The sequence below is a fragment of the Bradyrhizobium sp. 61 genome (assembly GCF_023073075.1).
Classification (GTDB): domain Bacteria; phylum Pseudomonadota; class Alphaproteobacteria; order Rhizobiales; family Xanthobacteraceae; genus Bradyrhizobium; species Bradyrhizobium barranii.
Genome location: NZ_JADPIU010000035.1, coordinates 91,133 through 111,395 on the forward strand (window position 1 = coordinate 91,133; position 20,263 = coordinate 111,395).

Here is a 20,263-nt window from a genome sequence, read left to right on the forward strand (position 1 = left end):
CGGCCACGTTGCAGTGCGGCATAATGAAAGTCGCGCCATGCCGCCGCGGTCCTTTCCAAGGGCGTTTGACTTGGGTTAGAGAGGGCTGAAGTTTTCTCTGACCCGGAATTCCCATGGCCGCACCCAAGAAAGCCGCCGCAAGCACTCCACAGGACAAGACCGACGGCGGTTCGCCCCCGGAATTCACCAGAGAGCAGGAGCTCAAGGCGCTCCGCGACATGCTCCTGATCCGGCGGTTCGAGGAAAAGGCCGGCCAGCTCTACGGCATGGGCGCGATCGGCGGCTTCTGCCACCTCTATATCGGCCAAGAGGCCGTGGTGGTCGGCATGCAGATGGCCCTGAAGCAGGGCGATCAGGTCATCACCGGCTATCGCGACCACGGTCATATGCTTGCCACCGGCATGGAGGCCAACGGCGTCATGGCCGAGCTCACCGGCCGGCGCGGCGGCTATTCCAAGGGCAAGGGCGGCTCCATGCACATGTTCAGCAAGGAGAAGCACTTCTACGGCGGCCACGGCATCGTCGGCGCCCAGGTCTCGCTCGGCACGGGTCTGGCCTTCGCCAACCATTATCGTGGTAACGACAATGTCAGCGTCACCTATTTCGGCGACGGCGCGGCCAACCAGGGCCAAGTCTATGAGAGCTTCAACATGGCGGAGCTCTGGAAGCTGCCGGTGATCTACGTCATCGAGAACAACCGCTACGCCATGGGCACCTCGGTGTCGCGTGCTTCGGCGCAGCAGGATTTCTCCAAGCGCGGCGCGTCCTTCAACATCCCCGGCATGCAGGTCGACGGCATGGACGTCCGCGCCGTGAAGGCCGCGGGCGAGGAGGCGGCGGCCTGGTGCCGTGCCGGCAAGGGCCCCTTCATTCTGGAGATGCAGACCTACCGCTATCGCGGCCACTCGATGTCCGACCCCGCCAAGTACAGAACGCGCGAAGAGGTCGAAAAAGTCCGCCACGACCAGGACCCGATCGAGCAGGTGCGCAACCGCCTGCTCGCGGCCAAGGTGAGCGAGGCCGATCTCAAGACGATCGACGCCGAGGTCCGCGACATCGTCAATGCGTCCGCCGACTTCGCCCAGCATGATCCCGAGCCGGATGCCGCCGAGCTCTGGACCGACATTTATCGCTGAACGCGCGCAAGCTTTCTTTTGGAGTCGATATGCCAATTCAGGTGCTGATGCCCGCGTTGTCACCCACGATGGAGAAGGGCAACCTTGCCAAGTGGCTGAAGAAAGAGGGCGAGACGATCAAGTCTGGCGACGTCATCGCCGAGATCGAGACCGACAAGGCGACCATGGAGGTCGAGGCGACCGATGAAGGTACGCTCGGCAAGATCCTGATCCCCGAGGGCACCGCCGACGTTGCCGTCAACACGCCGATCGCGACCATTCTCGCCGATGGCGAGACGGCCGCCGATCTAGCCAAGGTGCCGGCCGCGCCGCCGCCGAGCGTCGCGCAGGAAGTCGCCGAATCCCGCTCGCCGGTCGGCGAAGGCAAGCCGATGATCTCGGCGCCGAAGGCTGCGGCTGCCCCTCAGGTCGTTGCCGAGCCCGATCCGGAAGTGCCCGCCGGCACCGCGATGGTGACGCAGACCATCCGCGAAGCGTTGCGCGACGCCATGGCCGAAGAAATGCGCCGCGACGCCGACGTCTTCGTGATGGGCGAGGAAGTCGCTGAATATCAGGGCGCCTACAAAGTGACCCAGGGCCTGCTACAGGAGTTCGGCGCCAAGCGCGTCATCGACACGCCGATCACCGAGCACGGCTTTGCCGGCATCGGCGTCGGCGCTGCCATGACCGGGCTGAAGCCGATCGTCGAGTTCATGACCTTCAACTTCGCCATGCAGGCGATCGACCAGATCATCAACTCGGCGGCCAAGACGCTCTACATGTCCGGCGGCCAGATGGGCTGCTCGATCGTGTTCCGCGGCCCGAACGGCGCCGCCGCGCGTGTCGCCGCCCAGCACAGCCAGGACTACTCGTCCTGGTATTCCAACGTCCCGGGTCTCAAGGTGGTCGCGCCGTTCTCCGCAGCGGACTACAAGGGCCTGCTCAAGGCTGCGATCCGCGATCCCAATCCGGTGATCTTCCTCGAGAACGAGGTGCTCTACGGCCATACCGGCGAAGTGCCGAAGCTCGATGACTTCGTGATCCCGATCGGCAAGGCGCGGATCGTGCGTTCGGGCAGCCACGTCACCATCATCTCTTGGTCGAACGGCATGACCTATGCGCTGAAAGCCGCCGACGAACTCGCCAAGGACGGTATCGAGGCCGAGGTGATCGACCTGCGCACGCTGCGGCCGATGGACACCGAGACCATCGTCAACTCGGTCAAGAAGACCGGCCGTGCGGTCACGGTTGAAGAGGGCTGGGCGCAGAGCGGCGTCGGCGCCGAGATCGCCGCGCGCATCATGGAGAACGCCTTCGACTATCTCGATGCGCCGGTTGCGCGCGTCTCCGGCAAGGACGTCCCGATGCCCTATGCCGCGAACCTGGAGAAGCTCGCGCTGCCGTCGGCAGCCGAAGTGGTCGAGGCCGCCAAAGCCGTCTGCTACAGGTAGATCATGGCGGGCCCGAAGGAGCAGCCATTGCCACCCGACGTCCTCGCCCGCGACGATGCGGTCGAGATCCTGCGCGTATTCGTGCTGGACGGCGGGCTGTCGATGGCGTTCCAGCGCGCCTTCGAGGAGCCCGACATGTGGGGCCTCCTGCTCGTCGATCTCGCCCGTCACGCGGCGCGCGCCTATGCGCGCGAGAGCGAATACACCGAGGAGGACGCGCTGAGCCGGATCCTCGAGATGTTCCAGGCGGAGATTGAACGGCCAACCGATACGGGCACGACGACACCGCGCGGGAAGGGGCACTGATCGTGGCGATCGAAGCCCATCATTTCGATTTCATGCTGGAGGCGATCCGCGAGGCGGAGGCCTCGATCGCGCAGGGCGGCCTGCCGATCGGCGCCGTGCTGACGCGCGGCAACGAGATCATTGCCCGCGGCCACAACAACCGCGTGCAGGAAAAGAACGTCATCCTCCACGGCGAGATGAGCTGCCTGCGCGAAGCCGGCGTGATCTCGTTCCACGACACCGTCATGTACACCACGCTGTCGCCATGCTCGATGTGCGCCGGCGCACTCGCTCTGTTCAAGGTGAAGCTGGTGGTGATCGGAGAATCCGTCACCTTCCCGGGCTCCAAGGACATCCTCGACAAGTTCGGCATCCCCTGGATCGACCTTGCCGACGACCGCTCCATCACCATGATGAAGAATTGGCGTTCCATCCCTGCCAACGAGCGCCTGTGGCAGGGCGACATCGGCAACTAAACCTGGTCGTCTTCGCTGTCGGAGACGACGTATTGCAAAGTTCTTCTTGAGGTCAGCATGCCCATCAACATCCTGATGCCCGCTCTCTCGCCGACAATGGAGAAGGGCAACCTCGCCAAGTGGCTGAAGAAGGAAGGCGACAAGGTCAAATCCGGCGACGTCATCGCCGAGATCGAGACCGACAAGGCGACCATGGAGGTCGAGGCGATCGACGAAGGCACGATCGCCAAGATCCTCGTGCCCGAGGGCACGCAGGACGTCCCGGTCAACGACGTGATCGCCGTGCTCGCCGGCGAGGGCGAGGACGTGAAGGCGGCTGGTGCCGTTAAGCCCAGCGCCTCGGCCGCACCTCCGAAAGCTGCTGAAGCGCCCGCCGCCGCGCCGGCTCCCGCAGCCGCGCCCAAGGCTGCGCCGCCTGCCGCCGCACCGGCGCCGCAGGCCGCAGTTCCGGCCGCGCAGAGCAACGGCCATGGCGGCCGCGTGTTCTCATCGCCGCTGGCGCGCCGTCTCGCCAAGGATGCAGGCATCGACGTGTCGATGGTGACGGGCACCGGCCCGCGCGGCCGCGTGGTGGCGCGTGACGTCGAGCAAGCCAAGTCCGGCAAGGGTCTGAAGGCGCCTGCCGCTGCGCCGTCCGGCGCGCCCTCGATCGCACCGACCATGTCGGACAAGCAGATCCTGTCGCTGTTCGAGCCCGGCTCCTACGAGATCGTGCCGCATGACGGCATGCGCCGCACGATCGCGCAGCGCCTGACCGCGTCGATCCAGAACGTCCCGCACTTCTACCTCACCATCGACTGCGATATCGGCAAGCTGCTCGCCGCGCGCGAGGAGATCAATGCGGCTGCTCCCAAGGACAAGGAGAAGAAGCCGCTCTACAAGATCTCGGTCAACGACTTCGTGATCAAGGCGATGGCCGTTGCGCTCCAGAGAATCCCGAACTGCAACGTCAGCTGGACCGAAAGCGGCATGGTCAAGCACCACCATTCCGACGTCGGTGTCGCCGTGGCGATGCCCGGTGGCCTGATCACGCCGATCATCCGCAAGGCAGAGACCAAGACGCTCTCCACCATCTCCAACGAGATGAAGGATTTTGCCGCGCGCGCCCGCTCGCGCAAGCTGAAGCCGGAGGAATACCAGGGCGGCACCACCGCGGTCTCCAACCTCGGCATGTTCGGCATCAGCCACTTCACCGCCGTGATCAACCCGCCGCATGCAACCATTCTCGCGGTCGGCACCAGCGAGGAGCGGCCGGTCGTCCGCGGCGGCAAGATCGAGATCGCGCACATGATGAGCGTGACCTTGTCCTGCGATCACCGCGCCATCGACGGCGCGCTCGGCGCCGAGCTGATCGGCGCGTTCAAGCAGCTGATCGAAAATCCCGTCATGATGATGGTCTGAGATGGCGCATGAGGACGCGCTGGCCCTGGATCTCGATGCTGGTCTCGCTGATCCTCACGCTCAGCCCGCTCGGCCGCGACATCGTTGACTCCGCCTTCTTCGCCGGCGAGGCGCTGTCGCGCAACATATGGGCGCCGATCGCGCTCACCATCTTCGCCGTCATGGCGGCCGCCATTCTCTCGGAATGGCTGATCAGAAGCTACATCCGCAATCGCCGCGCCCGCGGCGCAACGACCGCTTGAGTTGAACGGGAGCCGCCATGGCCGATACATCCTTCGACGTCATCATCATCGGCTCCGGCCCCGGCGGCTATGTCACCGCGATCCGCGCCGCCCAGCTCGGCCTCAAGGTCGCGATCGTCGAGAAGTCCTATCTCGGCGGCATCTGCCTGAACTGGGGCTGCATCCCGACCAAAGCGTTGCTGCGCTCCGCCGAGATCTACCACTACATGCAGCACGCCAAGGATTACGGCCTGTCGGCGGAGAAGGTCTCGTTCGACCCGAAGGCGGTGGTGCAGCGTTCGCGCGGCGTCTCGAAGCGGCTGAACGACGGCGTCGGCTTCCTGATGAAGAAGAACAAGGTCAGCGTGATCTGGGGCGCGGCCTCGATCGACGCGCCCGGCAAGGTCACCGTGAAGAAGTCCGACGTCGAGGGTCCCAAGGGCGCGCTGGGCGAGGGGACGTACCAGGCCAAGCACATCATCATTGCGACCGGCGCGCGGCCGCGCGTGCTGCCGGGGCTCGAGCCCGACAAGAAGCTGATCTGGACCTATTTCGAGGCGATGGTGCCGGAGAAGATGCCGAAGTCGCTGCTGGTCGTCGGCTCAGGAGCGATCGGCATCGAGTTCGCCTCGTTCTTCCACACCATGGGCTCCGAGGTCACCGTGGTCGAGGTGCTGCCGCAGATCCTGCCCGTCGAGGACGCCGAGATCGCCGGCCTTGCCCGCAAGCGTCTGGAAAAGCAGGGCATCAAGATCATGTCCTCGACCAAGGTCACGAAGCTGGAGAAGAAGGCCGACAGCGTCGTCGCTACCATCGACGACGGTAAGGGCAAGCCCGTCACCACCGAGTTCGAGCGCGTAATCTCGGCGGTCGGCGTCGTCGGCAATATCGAGAATCTCGGCCTGGAAAAGCTCGGCGTGAAGACTGACCGGGGCTGTATCGTCATCGACGGCTACGGCAAGACCAACGTCCCCGGTATCTACGCGATCGGCGACGTCGCCGGTCCCCCGATGCTGGCGCACAAGGCCGAGCATGAAGGCGTGATCTGCGTCGAGGCCATCAAGGGCCTGCATCCGCATCCCATGGACAAGAACCTGATCCCGGGCTGCACCTATTGCCAGCCGCAGGTCGCCTCCGTCGGCCTCACCGAAGCCAAGGCGAAGGAAAGCGGCCGAGAGATCCGCGTCGGCCGTTTCCCCTTCGTCGGCAACGGCAAGGCGATCGCGCTCGGCGAAGACCAGGGCTTGGTCAAGGTGATCTTCGACAAGAAGACCGGTCAGCTTCTCGGCGCCCACATGGTCGGTGCAGAAGTCACCGAGCTGATCCAGGGTTATGTGGTCGCGATGAACCTGGAGACGACAGAAGAAGAGCTGATGCACACAGTGTTCCCGCATCCGACCCTGTCGGAGATGATGAAGGAAGCCGTGCTGGATGCGTATGGAAGAGTGTTGAATATTTGATGGGCGCCATCGCCGCCCGCCGCCGTCATTGCGAGCGCGGCGAAGCAATCCAGACGGCCTCTGCGGAAAGATTCTGGATTGCTTCGCTGTGCTCGTAATGACGAGCAGAGAGCCGTTTGCAAAATAAGAAGGAAACCAACCCATGCACGATAACGACAATCTCACCATCGAACGCCCGACCTTCGTCACGCACCTGGAATGCGCGATGGAGGGCGATCATTACGCTGCCGACCAGGTCCACAATCTCTCCAAGGCCGGCAAGCCGCTTTTGGTGCGCTACGACCTCGCGGGCGTGAAGAAGGCGCTGACCAAGGACGCGCTTGCCCAGCGTCCTGGCGACATGTGGCGCTACCGCGAGCTCTTGCCCGTGCGCAAATGCAAGGACATCGTCTCGCTCGGCGAGGTCACGACGCCGCTGATCCGGCTGCCGAAGCTCGGCGCTAGGCTTGGCGGCGGCGAGATCATCGTCAAGGACGAGGGACGGCTGCCGACCGGCTCGTTCAAGGCGCGGGGTCTCGTGATGGCGGTGTCGATGGGCAAGGCGCTCGGCATCAAGCACATGGCGATGCCGACCAACGGCAATGCCGGCGCGGCGCTCGCAGCTTACGCCACGTCGTGCGGCATCAAGACCACGATCTTCTGCCCGGCCGACACGCCGGAAGTGAACGTCAGCGAGATCGAGCTTCAGGGCGCGACCGTCTATCGCGTCAACGGCTATATCGACGATTGCGGCAAGATCGTCGGCGAAGGCAAGGCAAAAGTCGGCTGGTTCGACACGTCCACGCTCAAGGAGCCGTATCGTATCGAGGGCAAGAAGACGATGGGCCTGGAGCTCGCCGAGCAGCTCGGCTGGGACGTGCCCGACGTGATCTTCTATCCGACCGGCGGCGGCACTGGCCTGATCGGCATGTGGAAGGCTTTCGACGAGCTGGAGAAGATCGGGTTCATCGGCTCCAAGCGCCCGCGCATGGTCGCGGTGCAGGCGTCGGGCTGCGCGCCGATGGTGCGGGCCTATGACGCCGGCACCGAGCACGCCACGCGCTGGGAGGATGCCCATACCATCGCATCGGGCATCCGCGTGCCGCAGGCGATCGGCGATTTCCTGATCCTGCGCGCGGTGCGCGAGAGCAAGGGTTTTGCCATTGCGGTGGACGACGACAAGATCTCGGCGGCGCTGAACGAGGTCGCGCGCGAGGAGGGGCTGCTCCTATGCCCCGAGGGTGCCGCCACGTACGCCGCCTACAAGGACAGCCTTGCCGACGGCCGCGTCAGCAAGACCGACCGCGTGATGCTGTTCAACTGCGCGACCGGCCTGAAATACCCGCTGCCGCCGGTGACCCGCACGCTCGATCGCCACAAGCCGATCGACTACACGCAGTTCTAGGCACGACCAGACCGCCGGAGCGCGATGATCGCGCTCTGGCGCGTCATTTCGTCTCTTCACGACCGATCCCTCTTCCCGTACGCGGGAGGGCACAAAAAACAACAAAGACATCGCTGGGGAGAAGACAATGAAGAAGGCCATCTGGGCTGGGCTGCTCGGTATTCTCGCTGTGACCGGCGCCGCGCGCGCCGACGACTATCCCTCGCATCCCATCACCGTCATCGTTCCCTTTGCCGCCGGCGGCCCGTCGGATGCGATGGCGCGCGTGCTCGCCGAGCGCATGCGGGTGACGCTCGGCCAGCCGCTGGTGATCGAGAATGTCACGGGCGCGGGCGGCTCGATCGGCGTCGGTCGCGCCGTGCAATCGGCGCCGGACGGCTACACCATCTCCTTCGGCCATCTCGGCACCCACGTTGCCAACGGCGCCGTCTACAAGCTCAAATACGACCTCGTCGCCGATCTCGAGCCGGTGGTGCTGCTGCCGAGCAATCCGATGATCGTGGTGAGCAAGAACGCGGTGCCCGCGACCTCGTTGAAGGAGCTCATCGAGTGGCTGAAGTCGCGGCCGTCGCCGCCGACCGCCGGCACCGCCGGCGCGGGCTCCGGCAGCCATATCGCCGGTGTCTATTTCGAGAGCGTCAGCGGCATCAAGCTGCAATACGTGCCGTATCGCGGCACGGCGCCCGCGCTGAACGATCTCATCGCCGGCCAGATCGACGTCATCATCGATCAGACCTCCAACTCCATCAACCAGGTCCGCGCCGGCACGATCCGCGCCTATGCCATTACCGACGACAAGCGGCTCTCGTCGGCGCCGGACATTCCGACGGCAGCCGAGGCGGGGCTGAAAGGCTTCAACATGACGTTGTGGTCGGGCCTGTGGGTGCCGAAGGGGACGCCGAAGGAGATCGTCACCAGGCTCAATGCGGCCGCCGTGGAAGCGCTGAACGATCCCGCCGTGAAGAAGCAGCTCGAAAGCCAGGGCCTCGAGATGACGCCCAAGGACCAGCTCACGCCCGAAGCGCTCGGCGCGCGCCAGAAGGCGGAAATCGCAAAATGGTGGCCGATTGTCAAGGCCGCCGACATCAAGGTGGATTGAGGCGGATTGCCTCTTCGGATGCGGCCACAACGTCAAGTGGCCGCACCCTGTGGAACAATCAGGTTCACGCGGCGCCGCGTTACGTCTTGGCTTCGCTGTGCTTCGACAGGGCCGTCTCCAGGCAATTCATCAGAGCCGGCGTGGAAAACGGCTTCGCGAGAAAGCAGATGGCGCCTGCTTTCAGTGCGCGGTCGCGCACGGCATCGTCGGGAAAGGCGGTCATGAAGATAAACGGCGTGCGGTGACCAAGGCCGCGCATATGCATCAGGAGATCAACGCCGCTCATGACCGACATCTGCACATCCGCGATCACGCAGGACGTCGTCCTCAGTTCGGCCGACTGGAGAAATTCGAGAGCGGAGCCAAAGATGTAGACGGTGTATCCCCGCGACGTCAGCAGATTGTTGGTCGCAAGGCGGACGGATGGATCATCGTCAATGACGGAAATGACCGAAGGGACTGACAAGATGATCGCTCCTGATCGGGGAGCGGCCGCGCGCGGCGCAGCCGCCCATCGGAAAATGGGCCCCCGGAGCGACCTTGGAAAGCATACTTAGGTTTGCACCTTTCCCCCCGGGCGTGGAATTCCGAGCACCTCGGTCATTCTGACGAGATCGGCCAATGACTTCGCACCCATTTTCCGCATGATCTGCCCGCGATAGATCTTGACGGTAATCTCAGCCAATCCAAGCTCGGCAGCGACTTGCTTGTTCATCAGGCCGGACGCAACCAGGGCGAGAATGTCGCGTTGACGCGGCGTCAGGCCTTCGAAGCGAGTCCGCACGCTCGACACCGACTTCTCGGCATCGCGCCGCTTGCGATCGCGTTCGATCGCAGCCTGGACCGCGTCCAGCATGTCCTGGTCGCGCACCGGCTTGGTCAGAAAATCGATGGCGCCACTCTTCATGGCCCGGACGGTCATGGGGATATCGCCATGACCGGTGATGAAGATGATAGGCGTGCGAATGTCGGCCTTCACGAGGTCCGCCTGGAGGTCGAAGCCGCTCGAGCCGGGCAGGCGGATGTCGAGCACGAGGCAACTGGGGACCACCGGCGGCTTGGCTTCCATGACCTCCGCCGCCGAGCCGAAGGCCTCCACCCTGAGGCCGACCGATTGGAAGAGATTGGTGAGCGCACGCCGCATCGACGGATCGTCATCGACGATCAGGACGATCGGATCATCGGCCCCCGCCTGTGCCTGCGCCTGCGTTGGCTTGGCGTGGTCGGTCACGACGCGGCCTCGTGTGGGAAGGGCAGGGCAATCTGGAATGTTGCACCGCTCCCCTCATTTGGAAATGCCGAAAGCCGGCCTGCGTGAGCCTCGATGATCGATCGGCAGATCGATAGTCCCATCCCCAGGCCGCTCGACTTTGTGGTGAAGAACGGCATGAACATGCGGTCTGTCACGTCGCTGTCAAGGCCGACACCGCGATCCGTCACGGTAAGGAGCAGGTGCTCGTCGCCGTCCCGACTGGAGCGAATTGCCAGCTCGCGCGGGAGCTCGACATTGGCTTGCATGGCTTCGATCCCGTTCATGACGAGGTTGATCAGCACCTGCTGGAGCTGAATCCGATCGCCGCAAATGCTGGGCAGGCCGGACGACAACTCCATCCGCACCGACACGGCATGGGTAGCGAGCTCGCGCCGAACGAGGGCCATCACCTCCCTCACGACCTGATTGATGTCGACTGGGACCATCTCGATTTCGGTCTTTTTCGCGAGCGCCCGGATCCGGCGGATCACCTCGCTGGCCCGATTGGCGTCCTCGACGATCCATTCGACGGAACGGCGCGCAGCGTCGAGATCGGCCGGGTCGCGGCCGAGCCAACCGATGCAGGCGTCGGCATTGGAAATGACGGCGGCGAGCGGCTGATTGATTTCGTGGGCAATCGAGGCGGTGAGCTCGCCGAGCGTCGTGATGCGCGTGACATGCGCGAGCTCGGCTTGCGCTTTGCGCAGGGCATCTTCGGCCTGCTCGGTGCGGATCGCCGCCGTCACATCGCTGCTGACGCCACGATAGCCGAGGAAGTTACCATTCTCGTCATGGAAGGGCTTGCCGCTGGTACGCACGTAAATCTGAGATCCGTTGCGATCCCTGCTGCGGTAAACCAGGTCGCGGAACGGAAGGTGGGCATCGAGCGCCGTGCGATGCTGCTCCCATTTCTCGGGCTCGAACTCGGCATCGGGCGGAATGTCCCAACGGGTCAGCCCGATCAAGCCGGTCGGCACCGGACTGGCCGTGTCGGCGTGTTCCGATATCCGGGTGATGCGGTGATCCGGCCCAGTCTCCCAAAACCAGTCCGATGCGGTTTCGGCATAGTCGCGGAAGCGCTGCTCGGATTGCTTGAGCTCGTCAAAGGCCTTTTGCAGTGCTTCTTTTGCGGCGAACTGCTCGGTGACGTCCACGTGCGTGCCGATGATTTCCATCACATCGCCATCGCCGCCTTTCACAGGGTGTCCCTCCGTATGGACACGTCGTATCGAACCGTCCGGACGCGCAATCCGAAAGTCGATTTCGAAGGGCTCCCCTTGGTGGATTGCGCGACGTTCCACGTCGGCAATTCGTCGAAAGTCATCGGCGAGAATCCGTTGCTGGAAAGCCCGCGCCGGGACATCGATCTGGTCCGGCTCAAATCCGAACAGGCGGTAGAGTTCAGCCGATCGGTAGGCAAACTCCTGACGACGCACGTCCCAGGCCCAGCTGCTCGTATGGCTGAGGCGCTGGGCCTCGGCCAGATAGGCCTCACTGCGGCGCAGCCTCTTCTCTGTTTCCTTTGCAATCGTGACATCGGTGACAGCGCCGGCGAACTCGATGCGCCGGGATGCACGTCTCACCGCGCGTGCCACGGAATGGAGATATTTGATGGATCCATCCGGCATCAACAGGCGATATTCATGGTCGAAATCCTCCGCCTCGCGGAAAGCTCGATCAAGGGTCTTGCGGACCGCATCGCGGTCCTCCGGATGGATGCGCTGAAACACGAAGCCCAGGTTCGGCTGCATGGCCGGGTCACATTGGAAAATGCGAAACGTTTCCCTCGACCAGAAGATCTCGTCGGTCGTGGGGCTCAAGCCGAAGCTGCCGGTGCGGCTCAGTTCCTGAGCCTGGGCGAGGTAGGCCTCGCTCTGCCGCAGCGCATCCTCCGCCTCCTTGCGCTGGGTGATGTTTTCGCAGGCGACCAGCACGACCGGCGTGCCGTCGCCGCGCAGCATCGCCTTGGCGTTTTCACGGACCCAGAGAACCGAGCCGTCTTTGCGGATCTTGCGAATCTCCCAGGTGTGCGACTGGTCCACGGTTTCCAGGCACAACCCTACGCATTGACGGACGAAGTCGCGGTCTTCCTCGAAAAAGACGTTCAGCACGGATTGGCCGGTCAACTCGGTCGCCGTGTAACCCAATTGTGCGGCGCCAAACGTGTTCACGTTGAGCACCGTCCCGGCCGGATCGACCATGAAATACATGACCGGATTATGCTCGAACACCTCGCGCCACTGCTTCACGGCGTCGCGTAGATCGACGATGTCCTGTCGCGAGTCATCACCGACCGCGGAACTTTCCTTCTCGCCGGTGCCGAAAGATCGAAGCGCCGCGAGGCCGCCGAGCAGCAATTGTGCGGCCGAATTACCAAATTTCGCGATTTGGCCAGGCATCATCGCGGGCGTCCCGGCTCGCAGGGGTCGAAGCAAGTAGAGCACTTTGCAATCAGGGGAGCAATTCCCTCCGACCAAAGTAGACTCCGCGCCGAAACTCGCGGCAGCCGTGCAGCCTGCCGGCCTTGCGCCGTCTCGTTGCGAAGGTGCGGCGAAGGCCCGGAAAACTACGGGACAAACCTACGTATAGCTCGCGCATCCCAAGTCATAGCGCACATTTACCTCCGTACAATTGAGTCGTCCGTTGCATGCGGACTAGTCTCACAACCATCGAAGGGACGCGATGTGCAAGGCCACAAGCCGGCGATTAGCTCGATGTGCTGCTGATGGCTCCGCGTCCATTGCCCGACCTGCTGCACGATTGGCTGGTCGCGATTGAGAGGCCGCATTTCAGTAACGAGCGTGGATGGTCGGGCGTCAGCGTACGCGCGAAGCCACGACCATGAGAGCCGGGAGCAGAGCATGATGTGCGATACGCCTGAACACTCCGAGCGTGGCCCTGCCGTAAAAGCTTGCGCTGTCTGTAGCGGCAAGTTTGGCCTGATCCGATATTATTCGTGGCGAGCGCCGCTGTGCTCCAGAAAATGTCTCGATCGCTTCAGGGCGCGCCGCGAACGCGACCGCCGATGGTTGTTTCGATTTCAGGCGGCATGAGGATTAGCCCTTCGATCGGCTCCATTCGGCAATTCTGAACCGGAGGCTGCGTGCTGAACCGTGCTTGCAAGCTCCTCTTGATGATCGCGCTGCCGCTTCCGTTGGTAATGGGAGTGAAGGCCGACGAGCTCGGACAGGATGGTGCACATCGTCGTCATCCGCTCCAGGATCAGCTCCTGCACGAGAAGTTCTATTCCAGTTGGCACATGCCCGATAATCCCGTGCTCAGCTGCTGCAACAGTGCGGATTGCTACCCGACCGAGGTGCGATACGTCGACGGCCGGATCTATGCGCGGCGCCGGGAGGACGGGAAGTACATCCTCATTCCATCCCAGAAGGTCGAGCGAAACAGGGACAATCCCGACGGCCGCAACCATCTTTGCGCGCCGCCGCCGTCCGCCTCTCTGGTCGACACGGTCTACTGCTTCGCGTTGGGAGGTGCCACGTGAGATTCATATTGGTGAACGGCAGGACCCCTTTCCGCAAGACATTCTGTCTATGGTGCTGCGAGGAGATCAGCGGCGGCTATCTGCGCGACGCGAAGACGCTGCTGCCCTATTGCGGCTACGAGTGTTACGCGCTCCATCACGAAGCGGCGCCGTTGATCGAGAGGCGAGCGCAAGCGGCGTCTTGAGCTGACGGGTGGGCGAGGCGCATCGGCCGATGCGACTGCTGGCAGGGGAGGACAGGACGTTGAAATTCATGCTCGTCAACCAGGACCAACCGCGCCATGGCGTCACCTGCAGCGCGTGCGCCCGGCCGCTGGGCTCGAGCTACGTCCGGCATGTGTCCACGCAACGGCAGTACTGCGAGTATGATTGCTACCGCCGGTATCAGCAGACGAGCATGGAGCGCTCTGGCCTTACCGCAGTTCGCTCGAGATGGTCACGGTGTTAGCGGCCATTTCGAGCTGGAGCTGGATGATGCAATTCGGCGCGCTCTCGGGCGCGCTCACGGAAGCATTTCTGCGCGCGCACGAACCTTCTGACCACGGAAGGAGGTGACGGCTAGCCTATCGATGCGAGCCGCGCAGAGTCGGCTGCCGCAGTCACTGCATCCAGCTTCGCGCCGCGTCCAGCCCCGGCGTTGCGAAGCTAGGGCGCGGCGGCTGCGGCCGCTGCCGTGGGTGCCGCGCTGACTTCGTGCGTCGTGACGCGTTGCTCGGACTTCGCCGTGGCTGTGCCGCTGCCCTCGAACCGGGCGCGGTAGACCAGCACATTCTCCATCACGCGCTGGACGTAGTTGCGCGTCTCCGACAGCGGGATGCGCTCGACCCAGTCGACCGGATCGACCTTGGGGTCGCGCGGGTCGCCGCGCGCCTGCACCCATTCGCGCACCCGGCCGCGGCCGGCATTGTAGCCCGCGAAGGTCATGATCTGGTCGCCGCGATATTCCGACAGCAGCGCGCTGAGCTCGGCCGCGCCCATCTGCGTGTTGTAGACGGGATCGGACACCATCCTGTCCCAGTCATAGGTCAGGCCAAAGCGTCTTGCGGTATCGCGGCCCGCCTCCGGGGTCACCTGCATCAGCCCGACCGCGTTGGCGGCAGACTTGTCGCGCTGGTCGAACGAGCTTTCGGTGCGCGCCACCGAATAGATCACGCTGGTCTCGATTGCGGGCGCGACCTGCTTGTGCTCGGGAATGCCGATGGTCGGGAAGGCGTAATGGTCGAGCGCAAGCCCGCGCGCCAGCGCCGACTTGCCGACCTCCAGCATCACGCGCGCATCGTTGCGCCGGCCGGCGAGCTCGCCGAGCGCTTCCAGCGCTGCGACGTCGGTGCTCTCCTTGGCAAAATCCTCGGCGTAATAGAACACCATGTCGCGCTCGCCGATGCCGTAGAGCATCTCGGCGGCGCGGACGCGCTCGTCCGCGGGCTGTGTATCGGCCGCGGCCAGCACGGGCGAGGGCGGGCGCAGCTCGATCCCGTCGAGGCCGAGCCTGGCGCGTGCGAGCTGGCCGTAATAGGCGGTCGGATAGCGCGCGGCGGCCTGATAGCTCATGCGCGCATCCGCCGTCGCCCCCATCGCCTCGGCCGCGCGGCCGCGCCAGTAATGCGCCCGCGACAGCGCGATCGGATTGGCGGAGCCTTCGTCGATCGCGGCGAAGTGCATCATGGCCGCCTTGGGATCGTCGAGATAGCGCAGCGCGATCCAGCCGCACATGAAGTGGTAGTCGACGCGATAGACTTCCATCGCGGGCACCGCCGCCGCGCGCACCACGTCGTAGGCGGTCTTGAACTTGCCCTGGTCGAGCAGCTTTCGCGCGAGCAGGCGCCGCTCGCGCCACCAGGCATCGGTGTCCTGGGCCGCCATCGTGTCTGGCGCGGCGGCGAGGATCACCTCGGCGGCGTCGTCGATGCGGTCGTTCTGGAGATGCCACTGCGCGCGGCAGAGGACGTAGCCGAGATCGCGGCGTGCTTCGGTCGAGACGTCCTCGAGATAATCCTTGGCCTTGTTGGCCTTGCCGGTGACCGCCGAGCAGGCCTTGACGATTGCGAGCGCATCTTCGCCAAGCCGCTTGGCCGCGCGACGCGCACCTGCATAGTCCTTGGCGCCGAGGCGCTTGTCCATGCGGGCGCGATGATCGTCAGCGGTCAGGAGATCGCGGAACGCCTCGTAGGAATCCTCCTCGCTGCGCTCGGACAATTCGTCCGTACGCCAGGCCTCGCGCACCAGACGCGTAGCCCTGTCATTGTCGCCTTCACTCAGGAGCACGCGGGCGAGCGCGAACTTGCCCTTGGCGCTGGTCGGCCGGTCCATCGTGAACTTGTGCACGGTCGCAGCGTCGCTCTTCTCCTGCCACAGCCGCGCTTCGGCGCGGCGGCGGAGCAGGGCGCTGCTCGGCCAGTCCGGATTGGCGGCGAGGAAGGCGGCGTAGCGCTTGAAAGGTGCCGTGCTCTCGGAATGGCGCAGCATGAACCAGTCGGCGAGCTTCTGTCCGGCCGGGTCGGCAATGCGGTCGCGCGCCGCGCTCGCATCGTCGGTCTTGCCCTTGCGCGCGAGATCGATGGCGTCCTTCAGCGCGGCGAGGTCGCCGGTGAGCGGCGGGGCTGCCTGTTTGTCCGAGGGCTCGTCGTTCTTCTTCGACTTGCGCTTGGCCTCGGCGTGCTTGCCATGGCGCGACTTCGCGGCAGCGTGACGCTGCTTGCCGCCGGCTTTCGTCTCATGCGTTTTCTTTGACGCCGACGATTTGTGACTGCTCTTCGCTGCCAGCTCGGCAGGAAGAAGGGCCAATGCGGCCACGGCAACGACACACGCGAGCGAGCGTAGGCACTGGTTCATTCGATGGTCCCCCTGCGAAACCACTACAAACCAAGGTCCGCGACGACATGCGGCTTGAGAATCAAAGACGACACCCAAAACGATGCCACGACATCGTTTCGCAGTCCTCACGCTCCTTCAACAATGCGGCAAAATACCGATGGGAACTCGGGAACTTCCGAAATGGCGGAAAGGGCAATGCCTTCAACCTTTGTTAACGAATAGGGCTCGCGCGACGGTTGCGCGCGGTCAGGGGCGTCGCAAGGGCCAGATTGCGCGTGTTCCCGCCGCCAAAACCGGTGTATTGAGTTCCCAACCGGTCCTTTCAGCTCTTACCCCCACCGCTCATGCCACTTTTCAACCAGTCGATCAGGCGCAAGATCGTCGGGATCGCCCTCGGATTGATCGTCCTGATGCTGGTCACCGCGATTCTTTCGATGGTGATGTCGAGCCAGGTCGGCGTCCTGCTCGACGAACTGACCGATCGCTACATTCCGGCCTACGGCCATCTGGCGCGCGCCAACATCCGCTCGCTGGAGCGCTCGGTGGCGCTTCGGCGGATGGTCATGATGAAGATGCAGGCCCCCTCGGAGGAGGAGGCCTACGCGGCGCGCCTGCGCGAATTCGAGGAGGCCGATCGGAAGATCGACGAGGAAGCCGAGGCCGCGCGCACGCACATCAACGCGATCATCGACGACAAGAGGACGCCTTCCGACAATGCCGGGCTGGCGCGGATCGAGACCCGCATCGAAACCGCTCTCACCGAGCTGCGTCACGACATGAATGAGGACCACGCAAAACTCCTCAAGCAGGTCGAAGGCAAGCAGATGACGGAGGCGCGCGGGACCCTGGAGCATCTCGACACCATACGCGACCAGTTCAACCAGAAGATCGACGCGATCCGCGCCGACATGCTGAAGCAGGTCTTCGCCAGTACGGCGACAGTGATCGGTCGCCAGCACCAGGCGATGATCATTTCGGGCATCGTCACCATCCTCGCGGCGGTGGTCGGATTTGCTTTCGCGCTCCTCGTCTCCAGTGGCATCACGCGACCGGTGCGGCTGTTGCTCGCCGGCACCCGCGAGGTCGAGGCGGGCCGCTTCGACAAGACCATCACGGTCTCGACCCAGGACGAGATCGGCGAACTCGCCGCCGCCTTCAATCGCATGATCGAGCAGCTGCGGCACAACGAGCGGATCCGTGAGACCTTTGGCCGCTATATCGATCCCAAGGTGGCGCAGGGGCTGATCGACCGGCCCGAGGTCGCCATCGACGGCCAGCGCCGGGTGATGACCATCATGTTCTCCGACATGAGCGGCTTCACCTCGATGAGCGAGGGCATGACCCCGCGCGGCCTCGTCAAGGTGATGAACCACTATTTCACGGTGATGTCCGCGCCGATCCGGAGCCATCGCGGCGTTATCGATAAATATATCGGCGATGCCATCATGGCCTATTGGGGCCCTCCCTTCATTGAGGAGGACGAGCCGGCGCTATTCGCCTGCTACGCCGCCATCGACATGGCCGATGAGGTGCCGGCGTTGCAGAAGCAATTGCCTGACCTGCTCGGCATCCGCGCCATGCCAGGCCCTTGCGATCTGCGCATCGGGATTGCCACCGGCGAGGTCCTGACCGGCAGCATCGGCTCCGAGCTGATGATGAGCTTCACCGTGATGGGCGACGCCGTGAACCTCGCCTCGCGTCTCGAGCTGGTCAACAAGATCTACGGCACGCGGATCCTGATCGCGCAGGCCACGGCGGACGCGATCGGCTCGAACCTCGAGCTGCGCGAGATCGATCGTCTGGCGGTGGCCGGCCAAAGCGCATCGCAGGCCATTTTCGAGGTGATGAGCAAGGCGCACGGGCTTAGCGTCCCGCAGGAGAGCCTGCGCGCGCGTTACGCCGAAGGCCTCGCCGCCTACCGCGCGCAGCGCTTCGACGAGGCTCGCGCCGCGTTCAATGCAGCGCTCGAAGCCGTGCCCGGCGACGGTCCCTCGCGCGCGCTGCTCGGCCGCATCGCGCAGTTCGAGGCCAATCCGCCGGACGCCAATTGGGACGGCGCCTGGCGGCTGGAGCAGAAATAGCTGTTCTTGTCGGGCCGGCACCGCCCTTGCCGGAAAAAACGCTTCTACTCGATAACGATGTTCGCAGTGACCTAATTCCCGGGCTTAGGTTTGACGTCCCTTGTGGCGTTTGATGGGGACACGCCGATGACAGAACTTCATGACAGGCTGGAACGGTTCGAGACGCTCACCGCCGAATGCGAGCTGATTGCCAAGCTCGCCACCGACAGCACCAAGCGCGAGTTCTATCTGAGACTCTCGGAGCAGTATCGTCAGCTGGCGGTGGATATGCGGAAGGCGATCGCGACCAAGGCCGCGGCCTGACGCCGCCTGCAATCCGTTCTTAATGTTTGGCGCGCATCCTTTGAGGATGCGAGCGTCGCGATCATGATTGCTCGCATTGGGAATGCCGAGGTCCGTTGCGGTGCAGCGCATCTCGCTGACGTCGCTTTGCCGCTCCTCACCAGGGCAATCCCATGCGCCTTCTCGCAGTCCTTATCTTCGCGCTCATGACGGCCGCCTGCAACCAGGAGCAGGACATCACCGGCTCGACCCCGGTCTGTGCGATGCGGCACTACAGCTCCTACAATCCCCGCGACATGAACCAGTGCGTTGCCGCCTGCAAGGCGTGCGACCACGGCAACACCGTCACCTGCACCACGTCATGCACCCTCAAGGGTGCCCACTGAGCGGCGGCGCGGGCTGGAGCTAGCGCTGAGGGTGCTCGGGCACCGGAACGATTCACATGGGTTAGTCATTGAAGGGGCAGGTAGGACGCGGAGTCCTATGGAATGGGTATGCTCGATCCCGGTCGGTTCCTGGTGTCGTGCTCGCATTGCGATGCATGGCCGATGGCGGCCAACGTCAAACGTTCGAGCTGGTCTTCGTCGCCGCACGAGGTCCGCTTCGTGTGCCCGCGCTGTCGCCGCGAGGAGACAGCCATTATCTCGGCCTCCGGTGAGCTGACCCCGATCCGGCGCATCGACGCTCCGCTGCGCGATGTCACCGCGGCCTGGGCTCAGGCCCAGCGGCCAAGAGGTCGGGCGTAGCCCGCCCGTCACAGGACCAAGAGATCGGGCGTAGTCGGCTCTGCGCAACGCCTTGCGCGGTCCGTTTTTGGAACCCGGCCTACGCCCACGCGTTTCCGCTCCGACATCAACGCATCGAGGCCCTGCGAATGATCAGCGAGCATTTCGACACCCGCACCCGGATCAACATGAAGCTGGCGCTGGATCGGGTCTGCCGCAATCGCCCGGTCGGCGAGGACCATTGCTTTCGCAGGTCCGTTGCCGAGAACATCATCCGCTGCGCGCTCGCGGGCCGCACCGGCATCGGCCAGCTCGTCGATGCCGGCGAGCGGGCGGTGATCAGGACGCGTTCGGAGCGGGAGCCGGCCTGATTGCGCCGGCTCAATCTCCGGTGCGGTGCTTTGCCCGTCATGCAACCGGCCGATTGACTCTCCGCTTGCCCGCCCCGTAGATTGGCCGGTGACGGTTCTCCTCACGGAGATCAAAAGGGAACGTGGTGCGAGGTTTTCCCGATACCGGGATATTCTCAACGCCACGGCTGCCCCCGCAACTGTAAGCGGTGAATCTTTCGTCATATGCCACTGGGAATCTCGGTCCTGGGAAGGCGACGTAAGGTAACGACCCGCGAGCCAGGAGACCTGCCGTCAGCCGTGGTCACACGCGAAGATGTCGGTCGGGGAGTACAGACATTAGCTTCACCGGAGCAATCGAAAGC

20 protein-coding genes and 1 riboswitch are annotated in these 20,263 nt (G+C 64.1%); of the genes, 16 read left to right on the forward strand and 4 right to left on the reverse strand.

The features are described 5' to 3' along the window. Window positions 1-113 precede the first annotated feature (113 nt). The 9 genes from pdhA (at window position 114) to IVB46_RS10875 (ending at window position 8,892) form a co-directional block, all read left to right on the forward strand. Window positions 114-1,136 (forward strand): pyruvate dehydrogenase (acetyl-transferring) E1 component subunit alpha, encoded by a 1,023-nt coding sequence (gene pdhA / locus IVB46_RS10835; protein ID WP_247305219.1) that lies wholly within the window; start codon window positions 114-116, stop codon window positions 1,134-1,136. 29 nt (window positions 1,137-1,165) lie between these two features. Continuing rightward, window positions 1,166-2,566: a pyruvate dehydrogenase complex E1 component subunit beta gene (locus IVB46_RS10840; RefSeq protein ID WP_247305221.1), complete on the forward strand. Its 1,401-nt coding sequence runs from the start codon at window positions 1,166-1,168 to the stop codon at window positions 2,564-2,566. A gap of 3 nt (window positions 2,567-2,569) precedes the next feature. Further along, complete coding sequence (locus tag IVB46_RS10845; protein WP_028149595.1) at window positions 2,570-2,872, forward strand: DUF5076 domain-containing protein; 303 nt, start codon at window positions 2,570-2,572, stop codon at window positions 2,870-2,872. A 2-nt stretch (window positions 2,873-2,874) separates the two neighbouring features. Continuing rightward, window positions 2,875-3,327, forward strand: a complete 453-nt coding sequence (locus IVB46_RS10850; protein WP_014495015.1) for a nucleoside deaminase — start codon at window positions 2,875-2,877, stop codon at window positions 3,325-3,327. A 57-nt stretch (window positions 3,328-3,384) separates the two neighbouring features. Beyond that, window positions 3,385-4,728, forward strand: coding sequence for a pyruvate dehydrogenase complex dihydrolipoamide acetyltransferase (locus IVB46_RS10855; RefSeq protein ID WP_247305225.1), 1,344 nt, complete (start codon window positions 3,385-3,387; stop codon window positions 4,726-4,728). A gap of 8 nt (window positions 4,729-4,736) precedes the next feature. After that, complete coding sequence (locus IVB46_RS10860; RefSeq protein WP_085404620.1) at window positions 4,737-4,970, forward strand: hypothetical protein; 234 nt, start codon at window positions 4,737-4,739, stop codon at window positions 4,968-4,970. A 17-nt stretch (window positions 4,971-4,987) separates the two neighbouring features. After that, entirely contained in the window at window positions 4,988-6,409 is a 1,422-nt protein-coding gene (lpdA, locus tag IVB46_RS10865) for a dihydrolipoyl dehydrogenase (RefSeq protein WP_071913552.1), read from the forward strand. Window positions 6,410-6,551: 142 nt separating this feature from the next. After that, entirely contained in the window at window positions 6,552-7,793 is a 1,242-nt protein-coding gene (locus tag IVB46_RS10870; protein ID WP_135213765.1) for a threonine synthase, read from the forward strand. A 127-nt stretch (window positions 7,794-7,920) separates the two neighbouring features. Beyond that, window positions 7,921-8,892: a tripartite tricarboxylate transporter substrate binding protein BugD gene (locus IVB46_RS10875; protein WP_247305229.1), complete on the forward strand. Its 972-nt coding sequence runs from the start codon at window positions 7,921-7,923 to the stop codon at window positions 8,890-8,892. A 79-nt stretch (window positions 8,893-8,971) separates the two neighbouring features. Here IVB46_RS10875 and IVB46_RS10880 read toward each other — a convergent pair whose 3' ends face one another. From IVB46_RS10880 to IVB46_RS10890, 3 genes are all read right to left on the reverse strand, one after another. Beyond that, the gene (locus tag IVB46_RS10880) at window positions 8,972-9,358 is read right to left on the reverse strand and encodes a response regulator (protein ID WP_085404623.1); all 387 of its coding nucleotides are present in this window, start codon (window positions 9,356-9,358) and stop codon (window positions 8,972-8,974) included. A gap of 87 nt (window positions 9,359-9,445) precedes the next feature. Further along, a complete protein-coding gene (locus tag IVB46_RS10885; protein ID WP_085404624.1) occupies window positions 9,446-10,123 on the reverse strand; it encodes a response regulator transcription factor in 678 nt (225 codons plus the stop codon). Further along, a complete protein-coding gene (locus IVB46_RS10890) occupies window positions 10,120-12,546 on the reverse strand; it encodes a PAS domain S-box protein (protein ID WP_247305231.1) in 2,427 nt (808 codons plus the stop codon). The genes IVB46_RS10885 and IVB46_RS10890 overlap by 4 nt, the downstream gene beginning before the upstream one ends. Before the next feature lie 701 nt (window positions 12,547-13,247). Here IVB46_RS10890 and IVB46_RS10895 point away from each other — a divergent pair. Both IVB46_RS10895 and IVB46_RS10900 read left to right on the forward strand, forming a co-directional pair. Next, window positions 13,248-13,646, forward strand: a complete 399-nt coding sequence (locus tag IVB46_RS10895; RefSeq protein ID WP_247305233.1) for a hypothetical protein — start codon at window positions 13,248-13,250, stop codon at window positions 13,644-13,646. Further along, complete coding sequence (locus tag IVB46_RS10900) at window positions 13,643-13,831, forward strand: hypothetical protein (RefSeq protein WP_084795121.1); 189 nt, start codon at window positions 13,643-13,645, stop codon at window positions 13,829-13,831. Before IVB46_RS10895 ends, IVB46_RS10900 begins: the two co-directional genes overlap by 4 nt. 460 nt (window positions 13,832-14,291) lie before the next feature. On the opposite strand, the gene IVB46_RS10905 is transcribed toward IVB46_RS10900, so the two are convergent. Further along, the gene (locus IVB46_RS10905; protein WP_247305252.1) at window positions 14,292-16,478 is read right to left on the reverse strand and encodes a lytic transglycosylase domain-containing protein; all 2,187 of its coding nucleotides are present in this window, start codon (window positions 16,476-16,478) and stop codon (window positions 14,292-14,294) included. A 326-nt stretch (window positions 16,479-16,804) separates the two neighbouring features. Here IVB46_RS10905 and IVB46_RS10910 point away from each other — a divergent pair, with 326 nt between their 5' ends. The 5 genes from IVB46_RS10910 to IVB46_RS10930 all read left to right on the forward strand — a co-directional run bounded on the left by IVB46_RS10910 (window position 16,805) and on the right by IVB46_RS10930 (window position 19,919). Then, window positions 16,805-18,541, forward strand: coding sequence for an adenylate/guanylate cyclase domain-containing protein (locus IVB46_RS10910; RefSeq protein WP_247305271.1), 1,737 nt, complete (start codon window positions 16,805-16,807; stop codon window positions 18,539-18,541). 126 nt (window positions 18,542-18,667) lie between these two features. Continuing rightward, window positions 18,668-18,844, forward strand: a complete 177-nt coding sequence (locus tag IVB46_RS10915; RefSeq protein ID WP_166341944.1) for a hypothetical protein — start codon at window positions 18,668-18,670, stop codon at window positions 18,842-18,844. 152 nt (window positions 18,845-18,996) lie between these two features. Next, on the forward strand, window positions 18,997-19,209 hold the full coding sequence (locus tag IVB46_RS10920) for a hypothetical protein (protein ID WP_247305275.1): 213 nt from the start codon (window positions 18,997-18,999) through the stop codon (window positions 19,207-19,209). A 102-nt stretch (window positions 19,210-19,311) separates the two neighbouring features. Next, window positions 19,312-19,569: a hypothetical protein gene (locus IVB46_RS10925; RefSeq protein ID WP_085404628.1), complete on the forward strand. Its 258-nt coding sequence runs from the start codon at window positions 19,312-19,314 to the stop codon at window positions 19,567-19,569. A gap of 128 nt (window positions 19,570-19,697) precedes the next feature. Further along, window positions 19,698-19,919 (forward strand): hypothetical protein, encoded by a 222-nt coding sequence (locus IVB46_RS10930; RefSeq protein ID WP_247305277.1) that lies wholly within the window; start codon window positions 19,698-19,700, stop codon window positions 19,917-19,919. Window positions 19,920-19,994: 75 nt separating this feature from the next. After that, a riboswitch (cobalamin riboswitch) is annotated at window positions 19,995-20,209 on the forward strand. Window positions 20,210-20,263: the final 54 nt, after the last annotated feature.

What these genes read in the sequence shown, in the direction of transcription:
- pdhA (WP_247305219.1), top strand. Translation starts at nt 114, where the DNA reads ATGGCCGCACCCAAGAAAGCCGCCGCAAGCACTCCACAGGACAAGACC.
- IVB46_RS10840 (WP_247305221.1), top strand. Translation starts at nt 1,166, where the DNA reads ATGCCAATTCAGGTGCTGATGCCCGCGTTGTCACCCACGATGGAGAAG.
- IVB46_RS10845 (WP_028149595.1), top strand. Translation starts at nt 2,570, where the DNA reads ATGGCGGGCCCGAAGGAGCAGCCATTGCCACCCGACGTCCTCGCCCGC.
- IVB46_RS10855 (WP_247305225.1), top strand. Translation starts at nt 3,385, where the DNA reads ATGCCCATCAACATCCTGATGCCCGCTCTCTCGCCGACAATGGAGAAG.
- IVB46_RS10860 (WP_085404620.1), top strand. Translation starts at nt 4,737, where the DNA reads ATGAGGACGCGCTGGCCCTGGATCTCGATGCTGGTCTCGCTGATCCTC.
- lpdA (WP_071913552.1), top strand. Translation starts at nt 4,988, where the DNA reads ATGGCCGATACATCCTTCGACGTCATCATCATCGGCTCCGGCCCCGGC.
- IVB46_RS10870 (WP_135213765.1), top strand. Translation starts at nt 6,552, where the DNA reads ATGCACGATAACGACAATCTCACCATCGAACGCCCGACCTTCGTCACG.
- IVB46_RS10875 (WP_247305229.1), top strand. Translation starts at nt 7,921, where the DNA reads ATGAAGAAGGCCATCTGGGCTGGGCTGCTCGGTATTCTCGCTGTGACC.
- IVB46_RS10890 (WP_247305231.1), bottom strand. Translation starts at nt 12,546, where the DNA reads ATGATGCCTGGCCAAATCGCGAAATTTGGTAATTCGGCCGCACAATTG.
- IVB46_RS10905 (WP_247305252.1), bottom strand. Translation starts at nt 16,478, where the DNA reads ATGAACCAGTGCCTACGCTCGCTCGCGTGTGTCGTTGCCGTGGCCGCA.
- IVB46_RS10910 (WP_247305271.1), top strand. Translation starts at nt 16,805, where the DNA reads ATGCCACTTTTCAACCAGTCGATCAGGCGCAAGATCGTCGGGATCGCC.
- IVB46_RS10915 (WP_166341944.1), top strand. Translation starts at nt 18,668, where the DNA reads ATGACAGAACTTCATGACAGGCTGGAACGGTTCGAGACGCTCACCGCC.
- IVB46_RS10920 (WP_247305275.1), top strand. Translation starts at nt 18,997, where the DNA reads ATGCGCCTTCTCGCAGTCCTTATCTTCGCGCTCATGACGGCCGCCTGC.
- IVB46_RS10925 (WP_085404628.1), top strand. Translation starts at nt 19,312, where the DNA reads ATGGGTATGCTCGATCCCGGTCGGTTCCTGGTGTCGTGCTCGCATTGC.
- IVB46_RS10930 (WP_247305277.1), top strand. Translation starts at nt 19,698, where the DNA reads ATGATCAGCGAGCATTTCGACACCCGCACCCGGATCAACATGAAGCTG.